The organism is Methanolobus vulcani (assembly GCF_900100715.1).
Classification (GTDB): domain Archaea; phylum Halobacteriota; class Methanosarcinia; order Methanosarcinales; family Methanosarcinaceae; genus Methanolobus; species Methanolobus vulcani.
Genome location: NZ_FNCA01000001.1, coordinates 389,841 through 411,250 on the forward strand (window position 1 = coordinate 389,841; position 21,410 = coordinate 411,250).

Consider the following 21,410-nt stretch of genomic DNA (forward strand, 5'->3'; position numbering starts at 1 on the left):
TTGCAGACACATGAAATAGGAATAGTTGAAAACGTTAACAACCGTAAACAGTAGGCAATATCATGCAAAGGGATTCGGCGGAATACAGAACATTATTTGAAAAAAACCACACTCCTATGCTGTTGGTTGATCCTGATAAACTGGATATCATTGACGCCAATAGTACTGCCTGCAAATATTATGAATCATACCATGAAGAACTGACCCGGATGAAAATATTTGATATCATCACACATCCTGAAGAAGAATGTAGGCAATGTGTCAGCAGAGCACTTAATGGACAACAGGATCAGTTCATCTGTACTTCTCAGTTTCCGGACAAAGAAAAACATGATGTTGAAATTTCTACAATACCAATTAAAATAGAAGATAAATACATACTCTGCTTCAGTATTATTGATATAACCAGAATAAAAGAAGCAGAAAAAGAACTTCATACAACGGAAAAAAGGTTAAAGAGCCTTGTAGAGATCCTGCAATCAAAACATGAATCCATTCATGAAGCACTGGACTATGCACTTGAGGAAGCTATCCGTTTAACAGAAAGCAATGTGGGTTACATTTTCTATTATAGTGAAAAAGAAAAACTATTCACTTTGAACTCATGGTCCAGAAATGCAATGAAAGAATGCAATGTCATAGATATACAAACAGTTTACAAACTTGAAGAGACAGGAGTCTGGGGGGAACCTGTAAGACAACGCAAACCAATTATTGTAAATGACTTCCATGCACCAAACTCCCTGGTCAAAGGATATCCAGAAGGACATGTCAAAATTGATAAGTTCCTGGGCGTACCCATTTTCAGAAATGGAAAAATTGTTGCTGTCATAGGTGTTGCCAACAAAGAATTGGATTATACTGATAACGATGCCTTTCAGCTAACTCTTCTCATGGATTCAGTATGGAAAGCTATAGGCCAGATAGGTGCAGAAGAAGCTCTCCGGGAAAGTGAAAAGAAATACCGTGGTCTTTTTGAGAATAGCATCAGTGGAGTAGTGATCGCTGAGATACTTAGAGATGAAAATGGAACTCCAATCGATTTTGTTTTCCAGGAAGTAAATGAGTTTTTTGAAAATAATACCGGACTTAAAGCCGAAGACATAATAGGAAAACGTGTAACTGAAGTTTATCCCGGTATGGAAAAAAAGGAGAACACAATTCTTGGCCTGCATCTGAAAGTAGCAAACAATGGAAAGCCTATTAGTACTGAGATATATTCTGAAGAATTAAACAAGTACTTCAACATTAACGTTTATCTGATCGAAAAGAACGTTGTGACCAGTATTTACCGAGACATTACAAGGCGCAAGGAGATGGAGATAGAACTTGGAGAAAGCCGGGAAATATACCAGATGCTCTCTGATCTGACGTTTGAAGGGATCACTATTCATGACAACGGTGTCATCCTTGAGGTAAACGAAGCTGTGTATCGCATGACGGGATACACAAAAGAAGAACTTTTGGGCAGGAACATTCTGGAAGTACTTGCACATCCTGATGACGTTGCCAACATCCGTCAACAGATCAAAAATGATACTGCAAAGCCCTATGAGATTCGCGTTATAAGAAAAGATGGTACTGTATACCCTGCAGAAATAGAATCACATACTTTTATGTATAAAGGAAAGAAGGTTCGCGTAGCTGCAGCAAGAGATATTACAGAGCGTAAAAAAGCCGAGCAGGAACGCAGGGAAAATGAAGAGAGATTCAAAACACTCCACAGCGCATCTTTTAGTGGAATTTTTATTCATAAGGACAACATCATAATTGACTGCAACCAGGGACTTGCAGAGATGACTGGCTACACGGTTGATGAACTGATCGGAATGGATGGACTGCTACTTACAGATAAAGATTACAGAGATGAAGTAGTAAGCAAGATCGGAGTAGATTATCAAAAACCATATGAGGTAATGGGAGTTCGAAAAGATGGAACCAAGTATCCACTTGAAGCACATGGAAAAGATATCCCATATAATGGTGAAAAGGTCAGAGTTGTTGAGTTCAGGGACAGAACAGAACAGAAAGAAGCTGAAGAAGAATTGAAACTGACAAGTGACAGACTTAAGCTGGCAACACGGGCTGGAGGAGTGGGGATATGGGATCTGGATCTGCTAAACAATGATCTTGTATGGGATGAACAAATGCTCAATCTATATGGTATCACAAAAAATGATTTCAGTGGTACCCTTGAAGACTGGCAGAAACTTGTTCATCCTGAAGATTTTGAAAAAGGTGATGAAGAAGCCAGGATGGCACTTCGGGGAGAGAAAGAATACGATACTGAATTCCGCATTATCCGACCTGATGGAAATATCCGCACCATCCGATCTCTTGCCCTTGTCCTGCGAGATGGAAAAGATAATCCTGTACGCATGATCGGTATGAATTGGGACATAACAGCTCAGAAAGAAGCTGAAAAAGCCCTCAAAGAAAGTGAGGAAAAACTAAGGCTGTTCATAGAACATGCACCAGTATCAATAGCGATGCTGGACCGCGATATGAGACACATTGCAGTAAGTCGCAGATGGCTTGAAGATACAAAACTTACTGGACAAGACATCATCGGACTAACACATTATGAAGTATACCCGGATCTTAGTGAGGAAGTTAAAGAAGCACATCATCGAGCGCTGAAAGGAGAAATTGTTCGCAAAGAAGAAGATAATACCACGCTACCTGATGGAAATATGGTATGGAATCGTTGGGAAGTCAGACCATGGAAAGCAGCTGATGGTACAGTTGGTGGAATAATCATTTTCTCTGAAAATATCACGGAAAGAAAAAAAGCTGAAATTGCGCTCAAGGAAAGTGAGTCTCTTCTGAAAGAGGTAGGAAATATCGCTAATGTCGGAGGATGGGAGTCTGATGTAGCAAGTGGAATCACTAAATGGACGCCTGAAGTATACAATATCTTTGAGACTGATCCTGATTTTGATACTAGTTCTCAAAATACATTGGATTATTATCCCCCGGGTTCAAGAGAGATCATTGAAGAAGCATTCAACAATGCCATTGAGAAAGCTGAGCCTTATGATCTTGAATTGGAATTTGTCTCTGCAAAAGGCAATCATAAATGGATAAGAACAATTGGAAGCCCCACAATAGAAAATGGAAAAGTGTTAAAGGTAACCGGAACATTTCAGGATATAACTGAACGCAAGGATGCTGAGAAAAAACTGCGTGATAGTGAGAAAAAACTAAGGTTGTTCATAGAGCAGGCTCCAGCATCAATAATGATGTTAGACCGCAATATGCGACACATAGCCATAAGTCATAGATGGCTTGAAAATATTAACCGTCCTGATCAGAATGTTATCGGACTATCACATTACGAATTATACCCAGATCTTAGTGACGAAACTAAAGAAGCGCATCAGCGCGCTTTAAAAGGGGAAGTTATCCGAAAAGACGAAGATATGGTCACACTACCTGACGGTAGAAAAATATGGTCTCGTTGGGAAGCAAGACCATGGAAAGCAGCCGATGGTACTATTGGTGGAATTACGATTTTTGCAGAAGATATCACAGAAAGAAAACAAGCACAAGATAAACTTCGTGAAAGTGAAGCTTTTCTGAGTGAAGTTGGAAGGATCGGCAAAATTGGCGGATGGGAACTTGATGTAATATCAAATGAGATTACATTTACGCCAGAAGTTGCAAGGATCCATGAAACTGAAGAGATCAACACTTATGATAAAGCAATAGAACGTTTTGCTCCGGAGTCACGAACCATAATCGAAAAAGCAATGAAAATTGCAATCGAAAAAGGTGAACCTATTGATCGCGAACTCAAGATCATTACTGAAAATAGAAAACATAAATGGGTAAGGGCAAGTGCTCGTCCTAAAATAATTGATGGAAAAGTCCTAAAAATAACCGGTACACTGCAGGATATTACAGAACGTAAGGATATGGAACAGGAACTCAGGGAAAGCCATGAAAAATACCAGATGCTTTCTGATGCTACCATGGAAGGTATTGTCTTCCATGATAATGGCATTGTTCTTGATGTAAATCAAGCCGTGATCCGTGGTACTGGGTATTCAAAAAAAGAGTTATTGGGAAAGAATATTCTTAAAATGGTTATCCATCCTGACGACATAGACATAGCCTTCCAGAAGATGAAAAATAAGGTTTCAAAACCTTATGAAGCTCGTTGTATCAGGAAAGAGGGATCCGAATTCCCAATTGAAATTGAATCCTATCGCATAACCTACAAGGGAAAAAATGTCCGTGTTGCAGCAATAAGAGACATCACTGAACGTAAGAAAGCCGAACGGGAACTCAAAGAAAGTGAAGAAAGGTTCAAAGCACTACACAATGCATCTTTTGGTGGGATTACCATTCATGATAAAGGACTGATCCTTGATTGTAATCAGGGTCTTTCTGAAATAACAGGATACTCGCATGATGAATTAATTGGAATGGATGGACTGCTGCTGATAGCCGAAACTAACAGGGATCTGGTAATGTCCAATATCCTTGAAGGATATGAGAAACCATATGAAGCAATAGGATGTCGCAAAGATGGAACTGAATATCCCCTCAGGCTTGAAGCAAAGAATATACCATACAAAGGAAAACAGACAAGAGTTGTCGAGTTCAGGGACATAACAGAACAAAAGCAGGTTGAAAATGCTTTGCGTGAGAAGACCGAAGAACTTGAGCGTTATTTTACATCCAGTCTTGACATGCTATGTATTGCTAACACCGAAGGCGAATTTATTCGCTTGAACCCGGAATGGGAAAACGTGCTTGGATACACTGTCAGTGAGCTGGAAAAACATAACTTTATGGACTTTGTACATCCGGATGACAAAAAAGCTACCATTGAAGCTATTGCAACACTTGCCAACCAGAACGAGGTCCGAAACTTCGTAAATCGTTATCGTGCCAAGAATGGAATTTATCACTGGCTTGAGTGGCGTTCTGTTCCAATAGGAAAACTTATCTATTCAGTAGCAAGGGACATCACAAAACGCAAGGAATACGAAGAAAAGTTGCTTGAAAGAGAATCTCTTCTTACAGAAATGGGAGATATTGCAAAGATTGGCGGATGGGAACTTGATCTGCTGACCAACAAAGCTGCATGGACTCCTGAAGTTGCAAAGATACATGAACTGGATTATGATGAGGCGGCAAATATTGAGATGGGACTAACATATTACCCTTCCGGATCCAGAGAAATACTTGAAAAATCAATTAATGAACTCATAGAAAAAGGTACATCCTATGAACTCGAACTTGAATTCATAACAGCTAAAGGAAAACATAAATGGGTCAGAACAAGTGGTTATCCTAAGATAGTAAATGGAAAGATCATAAAAGTAACAGGCACACTTCAGGACATTACAGAACGTAAGAGTGCAGAGGAAAAGCTGCTGGAATATGCGGAGGAACTGGAAGATAAAAATGTCGAACTTGACAAAGCTCTGATCATAGCAGAGGAAGCTACCAGAGCAAAAAGTGATTTCTTGGCCAACATGTCACATGAGATCCGCACTCCAATGAATGGTGTAATAGGAATGACAAACCTTCTCTTCACTACACAGCTAAATGAAGAGCAGAAACACTACGTAGATACTGTAAAAAAAAGCGGGGAAACTCTGCTTGAACTTATCAATGATATTCTTGATATCTCCAAGATAGAAGCAGGAAAGCTGGAAATTGATGAAACGGACATAAACCTTCAGGAACTACTGGAGGAACTGGCAACCCTTCTGTCTGTAAAAGCACATGAAAAAGGACTTGAGTTTATATGTATAGCTGATCCTGAAGTACCGTTGAATATCAAGGCAGACCCTGCAAGGCTTAAACAGATACTTATCAATCTCGGCGGTAATGCAGTAAAATTCACACATGAAGGTGAAGTTGTTATAAGAGTAACCCTTGAATCAGAAACTGATTCTGAAGCTACACTACGTTTCTCTGTAAATGATACAGGTATTGGAATTCCTGCAGAGAAAAAGAACTTACTTTTCCAGAAATTCAGTCAGGTTGACACTTCAACAACACGTTACTACGGTGGAACAGGACTTGGACTCGCAATTTCAAAGGAACTTGTTGAACTGATGAACGGTGAGATAGACTTTGAAAGCAAGGAAGGAAAAGGTTCAGAGTTCTGGTTCAAACTGAACTTTGAGAAGTGCCCCGGAAAAGATTATTCTGATAAACACCACCCGGAGGTTGAAGGTATTCACATACTTGTGGTGGATGATAATGAAAATAACCGTGAAGTACTGGTGAAGCTTCTTGGTTCATGGAATATGAAAGTAGAGGAAGCAAAAGACGGACCTTCAGCAATCCAGAAGCTTTTCAAAGCACATGAGGAAGGAGAACCATTCCAGATAGCTATTCTGGATATGCAAATGCCAGGAATGGACGGTGCTCTGCTGGGGCGTATCATAAAATCTGACAAGGATTTGAGCGCGATCTCATTGATAATGCTAAGTTCTGCAGAACTGATGACTGAAAGCTGGAACCAGAATAAAAACAACTTTGCAGCCAGCCTTTCAAAACCCATCAAATCCTCCATACTATTCGCTAAATTATTATCACTGCTTTCCGATGCTTCAAAAGCTGAAAGAAAAAAGACTTATGAAGAAGAGAACAAAGTATCCGGCATAGATCACGATGGACGGATACTACTTGTAGAAGATAATGTTGTCAACCAGCATGTTGCCCAGAGTATGCTCCAAAAGCTTGGTATTACTGCAGATGTTGCAAATAATGGACTGGAAGCCATTGAAGCCCTGGAAACAATACCTTATGACCTTGTATTTATGGACATCCAGATGCCTGAGATGGATGGGATGGAAGCAAGCAAACACATACGCAATAAACAATCTTCGGTCATCAACCATGATGTTCCTATTATTGCTATGACTGCACATGCAATGAAAGGGGACGAAGAAAAATGTATAGAAGCAGGCATGAACGACTACATGTCAAAACCCATTAGTCTGAAATTGCTTGCCGGCAAAATAGACAAATGGCTGAAGCATGATGCAAAAAAGAGTTATACAAACAATTATCAGGATAAGAATGTCAAAGAACCTCTGATATTTGATTATGAACAATTTATGGAAAATATCATGGATGATATTGACATGGCAAGGGAGATCATTGAGATATTCTATAAAAATGCACCTCGTCAGCTTGAAGAGCTAAAGGAAGCTATTGACAAAAAGGAAATAGAGAATATCATAAATAGTGCACATTCATTAAAAGGCGCTTCGGCAAGTGTTGGTGGAATGGCATTGAGTGATATTTCTGCCAGTATTCAAAATCAAGCAAGTTCCGGACAGATAGATAAGGTTATGGAGATTCTGCCTGAACTGGAAAAGAATTATAATCTCCTTGTCAAAGAATTAGATAAAATATAAAGACGATATATCTTTTTTACAATTCGTCTTATTAAAAAAGAGATTTACAAACAACAGCTCAACCAGAGCTGCCGTTTGTTTTGTTTGTGTTGTTTCTATTCTTTCTCAGATCAGACAAATGCATTTTCCGGGAAAGAGGAAAACATATCATTTACCTGCGAAGAATCGTCGATATCCAGATCCTCATTTTTTGCTGATGATGTATTGATGCATAACTTATCTATACGGAACTTGGCAACCACAGACTGCATTCCAGAGGCAACCTCTGCAAGTTCTTCGGCAGCTCTGGCAAGCTCATGCATAGAAGCTGTCTGTTCCTGAACAGAAGCGGAAGCCTGTTCTGCTCCTGCAGCAGACTCTTCAGAAATTGCAGATACTTCCTCAACAGAACTTGTAACCTGCTCAATGGATGCAGACTGTTCCTCTGCTGCTGCAGCTATCTCCTGAACCATCCTCACAATTACATTTCCTGCTTCAACAACTTCACCAATTGCAGCAACTGAGTGTTCCAGGGACTCTGCTCCGGTATCAACTTCCTCTGCACCCTTCTTCATGGATGAAACAGCTTCATGAGTTCCACTTTGCATCTGACCTATCAGTTCTGCTATCTGCTTGGCAGCATTACCTGAATCTTCAGCAAGCTTTCTAACTTCATCTGCTACTACTGCAAATCCACGACCATGTTCTCCTGCTCTTGCAGCCTCAATGGCAGCATTCAGAGCAAGCAGGTTTGTCTGGTCTGCAATGTTCGTTATCAGGTTAACAATTTCCCCTATCTGCTTGGATTTCTCATCAAGTTCGTTGATCACATTTGAAGAATCCCCTACAGCAGACTTTATGCCTGCCATTTTGAACTTAAGATCCTCAGACATCTGACCAAGGTTCTGTATCAGGGTATTTGACTGAACTGCACTATCGGCAGCGCTGCTTGAATTGGAAGCAACTTCCTGGACCGTGCGGCTCATATCACCCATTGCATGGGATACCTCCTCAGCTTTCTGAGACTGGACCTGTGTTCCCTTGGAGATCTCAGTTACTGTTGTTGTTAGCTGTTCGGCAGTAGCTGATAACTCTTCACTGGATGAGGACATCTGCTGTGCAGTAGCCGCAATACTCTCTGCATTATCAGTTACAAGAGCAACGATCTCATTCAATGAAACCCTGCAGTTCTCTACACCATCGGTCAGCTGTACAAAGTCTCCTACACCACGTACATTAATTTTTCTTGTCAGGTCCCTGGCTGAGATAGACTCCAGAACTTCACATGAATCAGTGATAATAGCTTGCAGACTGTCACCGAATCCATCAAGTGTATCGCTTAACTGTTTGAAATCACCCTTCGCATCAATGCTTACCCTTGTATTAAGATCACCATCAGCATAAGCATTAATTACTCTGGCTGTCTCATTGATCGGGCCAACGACCGCATCCAGACAATTATTGACGCCTTCAACAATAGCACGATAGTCACCACGGTGTACCGACACATCGGCACGGGTACTTAGTTCACCATTAACTCCTGCCTCTGCAAGCATATTGGCATCAGAAACCAGAGCATTGATGGCATCGATACATTGGTTAAGGTTGTTCTTGATGGTGTTGAAATCACCGTTGTACTCATCAGTGATCTTATCCGGAATAGCACCGCTGGATATGAAATCAACATAATCTGCAGCAACATTCAGAGGACCGATAACAGCATCAAGAGTGTTGTTAACACCTTCGACAATGGCACGATAATCACCCTGATGTCTGGAAGCATCAGCACGGGTGCTGAGTTTACCTTCAACTGCAGCTTCTGAAAGCATATTAGCATCGGAGATAAGTGCATTAATAGCATCGATACACTGGTTAAGGTTATTCTTGATGGTGTTGAAATCACCGTTGTACTCATCAGTGATCTTTTCTGGAATATCACCATCAGAGATGCGAGCAACATAATCAGCTGCTACATTCAGAGGACCAATTACAGCATCAAGAGTGTCATTGACACCTTCAACAATAGCACGATAGTCACCCTGATGTTTGGTTGCATCGGCACGAGTATCGAGCTGACCTTCAACAGCAGCTCTTGAAAGCATGTTAGCATCGAAAACAAGTGCGTTGACTGCATCAATGCACTGGTTAAGGTTGTCCTTGATCTCATTGAAATCACCACGATAATCATCAGTGATATGGTCAGGAACATCTCCTTTTGAAATGCGGTCAACATATTCTGCAGCAACATTAAGAGGACCTATTACTGAATCAAGAGTATTGTTCACACCTTCAACGATAGCACGGAAATCACCTTGATGCCTTGTTTCATCAGCACGTGTATCAAGTCTTCCTTCTACAGCTGCTTGTGACAGCATATTAGCATCAGCTATCATAGCATTGATGGCATCGATACATTGGTTAAGGTTGTCCTTGATCTCATTGAAGTCACCATAGTATTCATCGGTGATTTTTTCAGGAATATCACCCTTAGAGATACGATCGATGTATTCAGCAGAAACGTTGAGAGGACCAATAACAGCATCAAGAGTATCATTAACACCTTCAACAATAGCACGATAGTCACCTAAATGCCTGTTTGCATCGGCACGGGTGGCAAGTTTACCCTCAACAGCAGCCCTTGAAAGCATGTTGGCATCAACAACAAGTGCATTTATAGCATCGATACACTGATTAAGATTATTCTTGATGGTGTTGAAATCACCATTGTATTCATCTGTGATGTGTTCAGGAATGTTACCACTTGAAATGCGGTCAACATAATCAGCTGCAACATTAAGAGGGCCAATGACAGCATCAAGGGTATCATTGACGCCTTCAACGATGGCACGGTAATCACCCTGGTGTTTTGAAGCGTCGGCACGGGTGTCGAGCTTTCCTTCAACGGCTGCTTTTGATAACATGTTGGCATCTGAAACCAGTGCATTGATGGCATCGATACACTGGTTAAGGTTGTTCTTGATCTCGTTGAAATCACCATAGTATTCATCGGTGATATGATCAGGTACTTCACCCTTGGAAATGCGGTCAACATATTCTGCAGCCACATTGAGTGGACCTATAACGGCATCAAGAGTGTTATTTACACCATCGATGATACGTCTGTAGTCTCCGAAATGCTTAGTTGCATCGGCACGAACATCAAGCTTTCCTTCAACAGCTGCATCTGCCAGCATATTAGCATCAGTTATCAGTTCATTGATGGCATCGATACACTGGTTAAGGTTGTCTTTGATCTCGTTGAAATCACCTTTATATTCATCAGTGATCTTTTGAGGAATATCTCCCTTGGAGATACGGTCAATATATTCGGCGGAAACATTGAGAGGACCGATGACAGCATCAAGAGTGTCATTGACACCGTCAATAATAGCTTTGAAATCTCCCTGGTGTCTTGAAGCGTCGGCACGGGTGTCGAGCTGACCTTCAACAGCGGCAGCAGAAAGCATATTGGCATCTTCAACAAGTGCATTAACTGAATCTATACACATGTTCAGGTTATTCTTGATCTCGTTGAAATCACCTTTATATTCATCAGTAATCGGGGCAGGAACATCACCTTTAGAGATCCTGTCGATATATTCGGCAGCAACATTAAGAGGACCAATTACTGCATCAAGAACCTGATTGAAGCCCTTTGGAATATCTATGAAATCAATTCCGACATTTGTGCTTGCCCTCTTGTCAAGTTTACCATCAAGAGTGTCCTTGGTCAGTTGTTTGAAATCATCTACAATGTCATTGATGGATTTTGATATTAGCTTAGAGATCAGGAATGACATCACAATACCTAGTATTACTGCTAGAATCAGAACAGCTGTCAGTGTAGTAATGGCAGTGTCCATTCCAGCTTGCATCTTTTCTTTCTGGTCGGCACGTGCCTCTTCGGTTATGGTCTGTACTGAAGTAGCACTCTGCTGCATAGTTTCTTTTGCAGTTATCTGCTTTTCTGAATAAGAAACATAAGAATTAAAGTCTGCCTTGTAGGCTGTTGCTGCAGTAACTATAGCCTGTGCATTGGCTTTGTCATCCGGATGCTGGAAACGTGAATCAAGAGTTTGTGAAATCGTTATAATCTTATCCATAATGTCATTGACATTGTCTGCATATTGCTGATCAACATGTATCATAAAACGCAATCTTTCACCACGTGATTCGAGATTCAATTGCAAAAGCTGGTTTGCATAATCAACATTCTCAATTTCACTTTTTATGACAGAGTTTTCTGCATTCTGTGCAATTGCGTTGGACAGGTCATTTGACTGTGTTGAAAGTATTTGATTGATTAGTTCATCAAGAACAAGACCACGGTCTACAAGAGCATCTTCAGCTGTTTGCTTTTGTTTTTCAAGTTCTGCATAGTTATTGAATGCAGCATTATAATTAAGAGCAGCCGTCTGGACATCATCCATCTGCTGATCATTGGCCGGATCAGTGAAAATGGCTTTTGATGACTCGGTCTGAGCTACTATATCATCTATAATACTGTTTACCTGAGTTGCATATATCTCATCCTGTGTTAATTGATAGTTATCTTCTGCTATGCGGGCATCTTTCATGTATTTTACAAGGCGGTTCATGTCATCTGCTTTTACCACCCTATCATCAATATTGATAATCCCACTATAACCACCATATCCTACGACAGCGGTTAATAGTAATAATACTGCAAAACTCCCTATAAGGATATTTTTAATTTTCATATTCTCAAACATTTTATACCTCACCAAATACCAATCAGTTTGTAATTTTGTTACTCATCAAATACAGATCGTTATATTGTGAATGTAATGCCACCATAATTAAGCAACAGTTCAACTAGTACAAATAATATCTAAATAATTATATATAAATTCCATGGTATTAAAAAAATACTCCTTGCATGATACTGTTTTCTTACAAATACAGCTGATATACAAAACAATACGTATATACACAAAAGTGTAAGTGTTCAACTACACCATGAGGAAATAATATTTTAAATAAAATACACAGTAAAATAGAAGCAAATAATTGGTTGTGTTTATTCTTACATCAAACAGGATCAAATTATAAAAACAGGTGCAACAAAGCTGTAATATGATTAAAAAAAATAAGAATAGCTTATAAAAAAAAGAATAATAGAATAATTAGAATAATTAGATGCTCAAATTAATTAAATGAAATCATGTAGTAAAGGTTAGAAGTATATACAACTGTGCAGTTGTAACTTAGAAAATAATATCTGAATTAAGACATAGATAAATAATATTCATCCACTCTAAAGTAGATAAGGAAGCAATGTTTTGAATTTAAACCGCATATAAATTTTTTGCCACCATACTCAATTATAGTTTCAAAAGCACTAATAGATCATATTCAATTGTTGCAATTCAAAACCAGACTGCCGGACTTACTCAAAAAATTAATAGTTGACAATAACACATCAGTAAAAATATATACTACCCTGACCAATCTTTTATTGGGGATCTGAATACCATAATAAAAAAATTAAGTGCTATCAAGTAAGGCAAAGTGTGGTTGGTTTGTAGGTACAAATATCTTCAAATGATGAGAAGAAAACGTTGATAAATGTATTTCATCATTTGTATATCAATAAAATGCTTCTTATCACACAAAAAATTAGATTTACTTAATTGCACAGGTGTGATAAATAGTGGATGCAGATGAAATGGGAATTCCTGAACATATAACAGAGGGGAGTCCTGGCTTTTTTAGATCATTATTCATTAACAACGATGCGATCATGTTACTGATAGATCCTGAAAATGGAGATATTATCGATGCAAACAATGCAGCTTGTAGATATTACGAATGGTCCCATGAAGATCTTATCCACAAAAAGATATGCAATCTGAATACTTTACCACAGAAAGAAGTCGTTGCTGAAATGACAAAAGCAAAGAATGAGACCTGGAATCATTTTTTCTTTAAACATCAAAAATCCAGTGGTGACATTCGTGATGTTGAAGTCTTCAGCGCTCCTGTTACAATAAAAGATAAAAAGTTACTCTGGTCAATAATTCATGACATAACTGAAGCAAAAGCCGCGCAAACCGAGTTAGCAAATAATGAAAGAAAGTACCGGAAGCTTTTTGAAAACGATATCAGCGCTATTGCAATTCATAGAATAATCCTAGATCAAAAAGGTAAACCCTGTGATTATGTTTTTCTGGAAGCGAACGAAGCCTTTGAAAAACATACAGGACTTAAAGCAAAGGACATTATAGGAAAAAGACTAACAGACGTAATTCCGGAAACTGAGAATGAAACTTTTTTCGATATTTTTGGTAAAGTCGCTCTCACCGGAATCCCTGTAATGTTTGAACAGTACAGTAAACAACTAAAAAGATACTATATTATTAGTGCATACCAGATCAAAGATCAGATTTTTGCAACCATTTTCCAGGATATAACTGAAAATAAACTGGTAGAAATAAAACTGCGTGAGAAAACAAAAGAACTTGAAACCTATTTTGAATCCAGTCGGGATCTACTGGGCATTGCTAACAAAAAGGGAAAATTCATTCGTATGAACCAGGAATGGGAAAGAGTTTTTGGATATTCGATCAAAGAGCTTCAAAATCATTCGTTCCTTGACTTTGTACATCCTGATGACATTGAATCTACTCTAGAAGCTATTGATTCTCTTGACTCCCAGAAAACAGTCCTGAACTTAGTGAACCGTCATGTCTGCAAGGATGGTTCCTGCCGCTGGATAGAATGGCGTTCGAGACTTGAAGGTGACTTGATCCATACAGTGGCAAGGGACATTACAGAACGCAAACAGGCAGAAGAAGAAAGACTGCAATACGAAATAGAACTTGAAAAAAGCCGTGAGCAGTTCATGTTAGCTGTGAGTGGTTCCAATGATGGTATATGGGATTGGAACATCCGTGAGAAAAAAGGATACATGTCCCCCAGACTAAAAGAGATTATCGGTTTTGAGGACGAAGAGTTTCCAAATAAATATACAGCATTTGAGGAACATATTCATCCTGATGATCAGAAGATAGTCAAAACATCCATGGAAGAATACCTATCTGGAAAAAAACCTAATCATAGTGTCGAATTCCGCCTTCGCCATAAAGATGGCAGTTATATCTGGGTACTATCTAAAGGTAAAGCTCTGATTGATGAAAAAGGCAAACCTTACAGAATAGCAGGATCTCTGACAGATATCACTGAACGTAAACGGTCAGAAGAAAAACTACGCCATTATACAATGAAACTTGAAAGAAGCCGGGAACAGTTTATGCTGGCAGTTAGAGGTTCAAAGGATGGTATATGGGACTGGGATCTACGTAATAAAAGCCTATATCTTTCAGAAAGATGGAAAGAAATTATCGGTTACAAAGATTCTGAACTGCCAAATGAACTATCTACATTTGACGGCCGTCTTCATCCCGATGATAAAGACCGTGTTCTAAATTATATTGAAGAATACCTGAATGGTGGAATACCAAAATATCAGATGGAATTTCGTCTGAGACATAAAGATGGTACTTACAGGTGGATACTGGCAAAGGGTGAAGCTTTACGTGATGAAAAAGGAGTTCCTTACAGGATGGCGGGCTCCCATACGGATGTAACCGAACGCAAGCATGCGGAAGATAAATTAAAGGAGAACAGGGAGCTTCTTCAGTCTATAATAAATATTCTTCCGGGAGTTCTTACAGTAGTGGATACGGACTACAATATTATTACTCTAAATGAATCGGATAGCAGACTAAAAAGAGTCGGATTCACTTATGCCAGTGAACTTGAAGGAAAAAAATGCTATAAGGTATTTCAGGAAATGGATTCACCCTGCCCGTGGTGTAAAATAAATGAAGTGATTGACACAGGTGAAAATGCGTATGATGAAACCGGTCCTGATGATATACGTGAAAAGAAAACAGGTAGAGCTTACAGCTACACTGTTTGTCCTATAAAGGACAAATCAGGAAATATAATAAGTGTCGTGGAATACGGAGCTGATGTTACAGAACTCAGGAACTCAAAACTTGAAGCCGAAAATGCAAACAGGGCTAAGTCCGAATTCCTGGCAAATATGTCACATGAGATACGTACACCAATGAACGGTGTCATAGGCATGACAGGATTACTTCTTGATACCGAATTGGATGCAGTGCAAAGAAACTATGTGGAAATGATCAGGAAAAGTGGTGAAACATTAATTGAGGTCATCAATGATATCCTTGACATATCCAAGATCGAAGCAGGTAAATTAGAATTGGAGAATGTGGATTTCAGCCTGTATGACCTCCTGGAAGAGCTGTCATCACTATTTTCTATTAAAGCTTACGAAAAAGGACTTGAGCTCACATGCCTGATCGAGAATAATGTACCGGACCATATTAGAGGAGATCCATTTAAACTAAAACAGGTCCTTACAAATCTTACCGGCAATGCGTTGAAATTTACAAATGAGGGAAGGGTCACGATACATGTCAACCGTGAATCAGGCACTGATAAAAGTGCCACATTATGTTTCTCTGTAAAGGATACTGGCATTGGCATTCCTGAGGACAAAAAATATCTTTTGTTTGAAACATTCAGCCAGGTGGACGCCTCCACAACACGCAAATACGGAGGAACCGGACTTGGGCTTGCAATAACCAAGCATCTTGTTGAAATGATGAACGGGGAAATAAACGTAAGGACATTAGAAGAAAAAGGGTCTGATTTCTGGTTCAGGATACCTATAGAGATATCAGGGGAGCTATCAGGAAAACATGTTAAACCTTATGACCTGCCATATAAGAAAGAACAAGAGCTTATTCACCACAAAAATAAAGATCTGTACGGGCATGGAAATACAGATGACATTAGAATTCTGATAGTTGAGGATAATCAGATAAACCAGAGGCTTGCCCAGGCATTGCTTCAAAAACTGGGATATGATCCTGATGTTGTGACCAACGGTAATGAGGCATTAAAGCTTCTCGAAACACAACCTTATGACCTTGTTTTTATGGATGTGCAAATGCCTTTAATGGATGGACTGGAAACCACACAGCATATCCGCAACCCTGATTCCACAGTTATTGACCATGACATCCCTGTTATTGCTATGACAGCTCATGCCATGAAAGGCGACAAAGAGCAATGCCTCGATGCTGGCATGAATGATTATATGTCAAAACCTATCTCTGCAGAGCAACTTTTTATCCTGATGGAAAAATGGTCATCGATCATACTGAAAAGAAATACGGAAACCAATATCCGGAAGAATTCACCGATATCAGGAAACACGCTTCAGATATTTGTTAAAGAGAAATTTATGGAAAGAATGGCAGGAGATTACAATCTCGCCAATGAGATCACATCGATGTTCCTGAACAATATACCCGTAATTATTGCGAACATGAAAAAAGCTGCAGACATTGATAATATGGAAGAGGTGAGCAGTTATGCTCATTCTATAAAAGGTTCTTCTGCAAACATAGGGGGAGAAGTTTTGAGTGACATTGCTGCAAAGATCGAAAAACTTGGAAGATCCGGAAAAATCACAGAAGTTCAGGCTTTGATACCTGAACTTGAAAGACAATTCGAATTACTGACAGAAGAATTTAAGAATATATAAACAAATAATGTACCCAGAGCCTAATGTAAATATAGATGGCTTTTAGAACTATTGCAATATCTTCATCATATTTTGAACTTACATATTCTAAAACAAAGAATGCAAATAAAAAGGACTGGAACTGATATTTGTTATCAGTTCCCTGAAATCCGTTAAAAATGAATATTAATCGATCTTATCGAACCTGAATGCAGGTGCACCGCAGACAGGACAGTTATCTTCAGGTTTACCTTCATGTGTATGCCCGCAGACACTGCAAACGTAATAATCCGTTTCTTCGTTGCTGCCAAGTTCCTTAAGTGCTTTTTCATAAAGAGCTGCATGGGTTTTTTCCACTTCATTTGCAACCTTGAAACTCCAGAGAGCCTTGTCATTACCTTCTTTTTCTGCTTCTTCGATGAAGGCAGGGTACATGCTCTCAAACTCATAAGTTTCACCATTGATAGCCTCTTTCAGGTTATCCTCGGTTGAACCGACGCCATCCATGCGTTTAAGGTGATTCAGTGCATGGATCGTTTCAGCAGCTGCTGCAGCCCTGAAAAGTTTAGCTACCTGAGTATATCCTTCTGAATCTGCTTTTGCTGCAAAGGCCAAGTATGTCCTGTTCGCCATTGATTCACCGGTGAATGCTGCTTTTAGGTTATCTTTGGAACTCATAATTATCTCCTTTAATCTTTTCAGCCTGATTACGTGTTCCTGCATATATCACATTAACGCTGCAAGAATAATAAAAATGAAAGAATATGAATGAGGAGAGATATCACTCCACAATAACCTCATTCTCCTCTGCCCATGCAGGCTGGTCTATTGCAAAGAACTCAAGATCTGTATCCCCTGTATTTTCAGTACTTTGCACTGCATTGGCAGGTATTACAACAAGGTCACCTGCTTTTACATCAAAAGGAACATTATCAATATAAAGCACTCCTTCCCCCGAGATCACATAATGGGTTTCCGGGTTCTTCATAATGTGGGCCTCAATGGAAGAACCGGATTTAATGATCACATGTGCAATACTGTAATCAATTCCAAGGTCCCGGCCAACTTTTGCAGGATGAAGCAGATTTCCAAGGGAAACGGTATCAAAGCGTGTGAAATATTCTATGTCATCAAGACTATTGGTATAAACATAGTTGTTAACATAGAACCCGGATGTAACCAGATATTCCTGCTCACCTATTGAAGCTTTCTTTACGAAGGTATATTTCATTGAAGGAACTGTTTCTCCTGGTTTTGTCCACTGATAAGTTACCCAGCCCTCACCTTCATTACTTGTGGCGGTATCTATAAAGTACTGGCCAAGAGGAGCACCGTCGTAATCTGTCATACCTGAAGCATCCTCACCTTCACTACTTACGTTTGGAGCGTAGACTGTTCGGATACCATCTATGGTCCATATACTGAGATAAGTATCATCATGGAACCATTTGCTGTCTGCCTGCCTGAATTCATCAAAGGCATCTGTACCCTGTTCATCCATAAGGGCAATTGCATCATTGACAAGTGACTCTGTGCTGATCATTGCAGACTGCAGACTGTCCTGTCCCGAAGTGTTAATATCCGTTCCCTGTTCTCCGACTGATGAAGCGTTCCCATTCTGGTCGTTTATACCTGAACCATCAGTTTGTACACAACCAGCGACCATAAGTAAAAGGATAGATAAAGAAATTGCAAATATTATTTTTCTTATAGAAATCATTTTTAGCACCTGTTCTTTGAATTGATGGACAGAAAAAACTTAAAGGAATGTCTTGATCGACCATCATCTTATTACAAATCAAATTGGAGATTACTTGTTAAAAATATAAATAGATTCATGTTAAGGAGAGTGACAATATTCCTACATGCTGAATTGATTCTAAAATCACTACTCGCATTGTAAATAATATTATACATATGGCATGTAATTTTGCAAAGTTTTATATGAATTGCCTGCCATTAAATGTTAGGAATGGGATAAAAATATGAAATTCAATGAAAAAGCTATCAATTCAATAATGAAATGGATAATCCTGGCACTAGTTGTACTGATAATAATTCCTGTTACATTTCATATCGGCCAATTGCTTTGGGGAATAATAATTCTGTTCTTTACATTCTGGATGACGATGCTGGTTGATTGCCTGCAGAGAAATGAAAATGATTTTCCTTCAAAAGGACAGAATGAAAAACTTATCTGGTCGATGGTCCTTATCTTTCTTAATTTGATAGGAGCATTTCTCTATTTTGTGCTCGTGTTCACAAAATACAATGAAGTTACTGACCTTCAGGTCAGCAAAAATATGAATTGAATTACGCGAAGAAATATGATTTGATAGTCCACATAACTCCGATAAGTACCATAAAAATTCCAGTCAGCCCTACATTAAAAAAGATCGAAGGCAATGTATGAGGACTTCCGGTTGGATTACCTGCTGCATCACATGCACTTTCAGTAAGATTGATTCCGGCTATGTTGCATATTGACAGGACACTTGCTACAAGAAAAATAATAACAAGTCCGCCTGCTACCATATACATTGGCGTTTTTAAATTCATCTGTCCCGTAATGGCATTCAAACGATATAACTTTTTACAAATTCATCCGTAAGTCGATCGATCTCAGCTAACACATTAATTCCAAATCAAAAACGAAGAAAAAGATGCATCGTTTGTGGGGGTGTATGCTGTTATGATCCTTATCTCACCTTCCTATTTATTCAAGCAGGAAGGCAGACCACCTGTTCTGGCTAATGCCTATTGAGATGGTCTGCCTGGTGAGACCACCCCCACGTCTGATAGAATCATTTCAGTAAACAATGTAATATAAGCTTTGTGAAATTGACCGGGATAAACAAGGTATTCAGGAAATTATCCAGTTAATTGTAGATATTTTATAACAAATAATCATTATATACATTAAAAACATATAATAACGCGAGGTAAATAATGAATAACAATGCAATCATCAGCGCCAAGAAGGTAGGACTGATGTTCTTCCTTTATATCCTTATGCTGATGGCAATTGTCGTAATAGCAGGACTTGTTAATACCTGATAGATTACGACATCACCAAACTAAAGTATACACACCAATTTACTGGTGCTTATTACATTATTTCTATATTTGCATTATTTATGTTCAGGCAGTTGGAACTACGTAAGGGATTTCCTCATAAGGTTGAATAACCACAAATCCTTCTCCCTTAAAAGCCATCTGTATGCTTTCGCCACTCGATCTTCCGACTAATGTCTTCAGGGAAATATCGGTCTTTATATCAGGTTGCAGATTTCCTGACCATGCAACTGTTGCATTTGGATCTGTAAATACCGGCCTGTCAGAAGACACCATAAGTGTGAGCGGATCGTAGTGTGTAGTAATAGAAACTCAACAGGATTAGGTATGGTTGCAAAATATATCGGCATCATTAGACATCCATGCCACATTGCAAATAACATTAGATTGTGGCATATGGAATAAAAGATTTTCTTTGATTGATAAGGAAAAATAGAAATGTTTTTATTCAAGTAATAAGTCAAACTGGTAAAGATTTTTATGTGACAAACATGCAATGCCAAACGCCATTTATATTTGACCTTGATTCTGATTCGTCTGATGTTGATTACTCTAAAGCCCTTTCGATTACTAGATATGTGACAAATTATCCATTTGACGTAGATGAAATTAATAACAAGATGAGTGATAAAAAAATCAAAATTAGTGATGATTTTGGTTGTTTGAATATAAAGAAAAATTCCGATTCCGTTCACACATTGTTTGTAAAAACTGGTTATAAATCATTACTAGGACTTAACTATGAATCAGATTCCGTTTATTTAGAAAAATACAAGGTAAGCAACGTGGTAGTTGCAACAATGCATATTGACCATTTTCCTGATGAAGATAATAATTTAAATCTGCTTGTTTTTGGTGGAGGTCAAATCTCACAAGATATGTGGGTTAATTATTATAAAAAAACACTAGGGATACACAATTTTAATATTGTTAAGTTCAATGAATCACAAATAAGAGAAATGTGTTTCAAAAAATATAGTGATGTAATATATGAAATGATATTTGACCCTGCATCTGTGGATAAATTTGGAAAAGTTGACATTGCTCAATATAAAACAAATAAAAGTAAAATAGATATAGATGCAGAAAATATCAAAGAAATAGTTGACAATGAAGAGATAAAAATAATCAAATTTAAATCAGAATATATTTCTACATGCAAGTATTTAGACAAAAGTTATCCCATAAAATTCACTATAAACACAAGCGGAAAAATGAAACTAGACTTCCCTTCACTTTCTTTTACCAATGTGGAGAATGCATATGATGTAGAAAATTTATTTTACTCATTTGCTCGGAAAGTATACAATGAAATAATATCTGATGAATTATATGAATCAGTTGAACAAAAACAACAGACTTTATTTGAATTTATGTGA

8 protein-coding genes and 1 pseudogene are annotated in these 21,410 nt (G+C 38.6%); 4 read left to right on the top strand and 5 right to left on the bottom strand.

Features of this window, described 5'->3' with window-relative positions; genetic code table 11:
- The first annotated feature begins 62 nt into the window (after positions 1–62).
- Entirely contained in the window at positions 63–7,391 is a 7,329-nt protein-coding gene (locus BLP52_RS01715; protein WP_091708141.1) for a PAS domain S-box protein, read from the top strand.
- Positions 7,392–7,501: 110 nt separating this feature from the next.
- Here BLP52_RS01715 and BLP52_RS01720 read toward each other — a convergent pair whose 3' ends face one another.
- Positions 7,502–12,103, bottom strand: a complete 4,602-nt coding sequence (locus BLP52_RS01720) for a methyl-accepting chemotaxis protein (RefSeq protein ID WP_091708143.1) — start codon at positions 12,101–12,103, stop codon at positions 7,502–7,504.
- Between the two features lie 941 nt (positions 12,104–13,044).
- Here BLP52_RS01720 and BLP52_RS01725 point away from each other — a divergent pair.
- Positions 13,045–16,977, top strand: a complete 3,933-nt coding sequence (locus tag BLP52_RS01725) for a PAS domain S-box protein (protein WP_091708145.1) — start codon at positions 13,045–13,047, stop codon at positions 16,975–16,977.
- Between the two features lie 165 nt (positions 16,978–17,142).
- Here the strand turns inward: BLP52_RS01725 and BLP52_RS01730 are convergent, their stop codons facing one another.
- Complete coding sequence (locus BLP52_RS01730; RefSeq protein ID WP_091708392.1) at positions 17,143–17,634, bottom strand: rubrerythrin family protein; 492 nt, start codon at positions 17,632–17,634, stop codon at positions 17,143–17,145.
- Positions 17,635–17,737: 103 nt separating this feature from the next.
- On the bottom strand, positions 17,738–18,622 hold the full coding sequence (locus tag BLP52_RS01735) for a cupin domain-containing protein (protein WP_162272923.1): 885 nt from the start codon (positions 18,620–18,622) through the stop codon (positions 17,738–17,740).
- Positions 18,623–18,941: 319 nt separating this feature from the next.
- Here BLP52_RS01735 and BLP52_RS01740 point away from each other — a divergent pair, with 319 nt between their 5' ends.
- Positions 18,942–19,268 (top strand): PLDc N-terminal domain-containing protein, encoded by a 327-nt coding sequence (locus tag BLP52_RS01740; RefSeq protein WP_238380677.1) that lies wholly within the window; start codon positions 18,942–18,944, stop codon positions 19,266–19,268.
- A 1-nt stretch (position 19,269) separates the two neighbouring features.
- Here the strand turns inward: BLP52_RS01740 and BLP52_RS01745 are convergent, their stop codons facing one another.
- Positions 19,270–19,515 (bottom strand): hypothetical protein, encoded by a 246-nt coding sequence (locus BLP52_RS01745; RefSeq protein WP_154717764.1) that lies wholly within the window; start codon positions 19,513–19,515, stop codon positions 19,270–19,272.
- A gap of 582 nt (positions 19,516–20,097) precedes the next feature.
- Positions 20,098–20,343 (bottom strand): annotated as a pseudogene (locus tag BLP52_RS01750) (AIM24 family protein); the annotation flags it as partial.
- Positions 20,344–20,450: 107 nt separating this feature from the next.
- Here BLP52_RS01750 and BLP52_RS01755 point away from each other — a divergent pair.
- Positions 20,451–21,410 (top strand): hypothetical protein, encoded by a 960-nt coding sequence (locus tag BLP52_RS01755; protein ID WP_091708150.1) that lies wholly within the window; start codon positions 20,451–20,453, stop codon positions 21,408–21,410.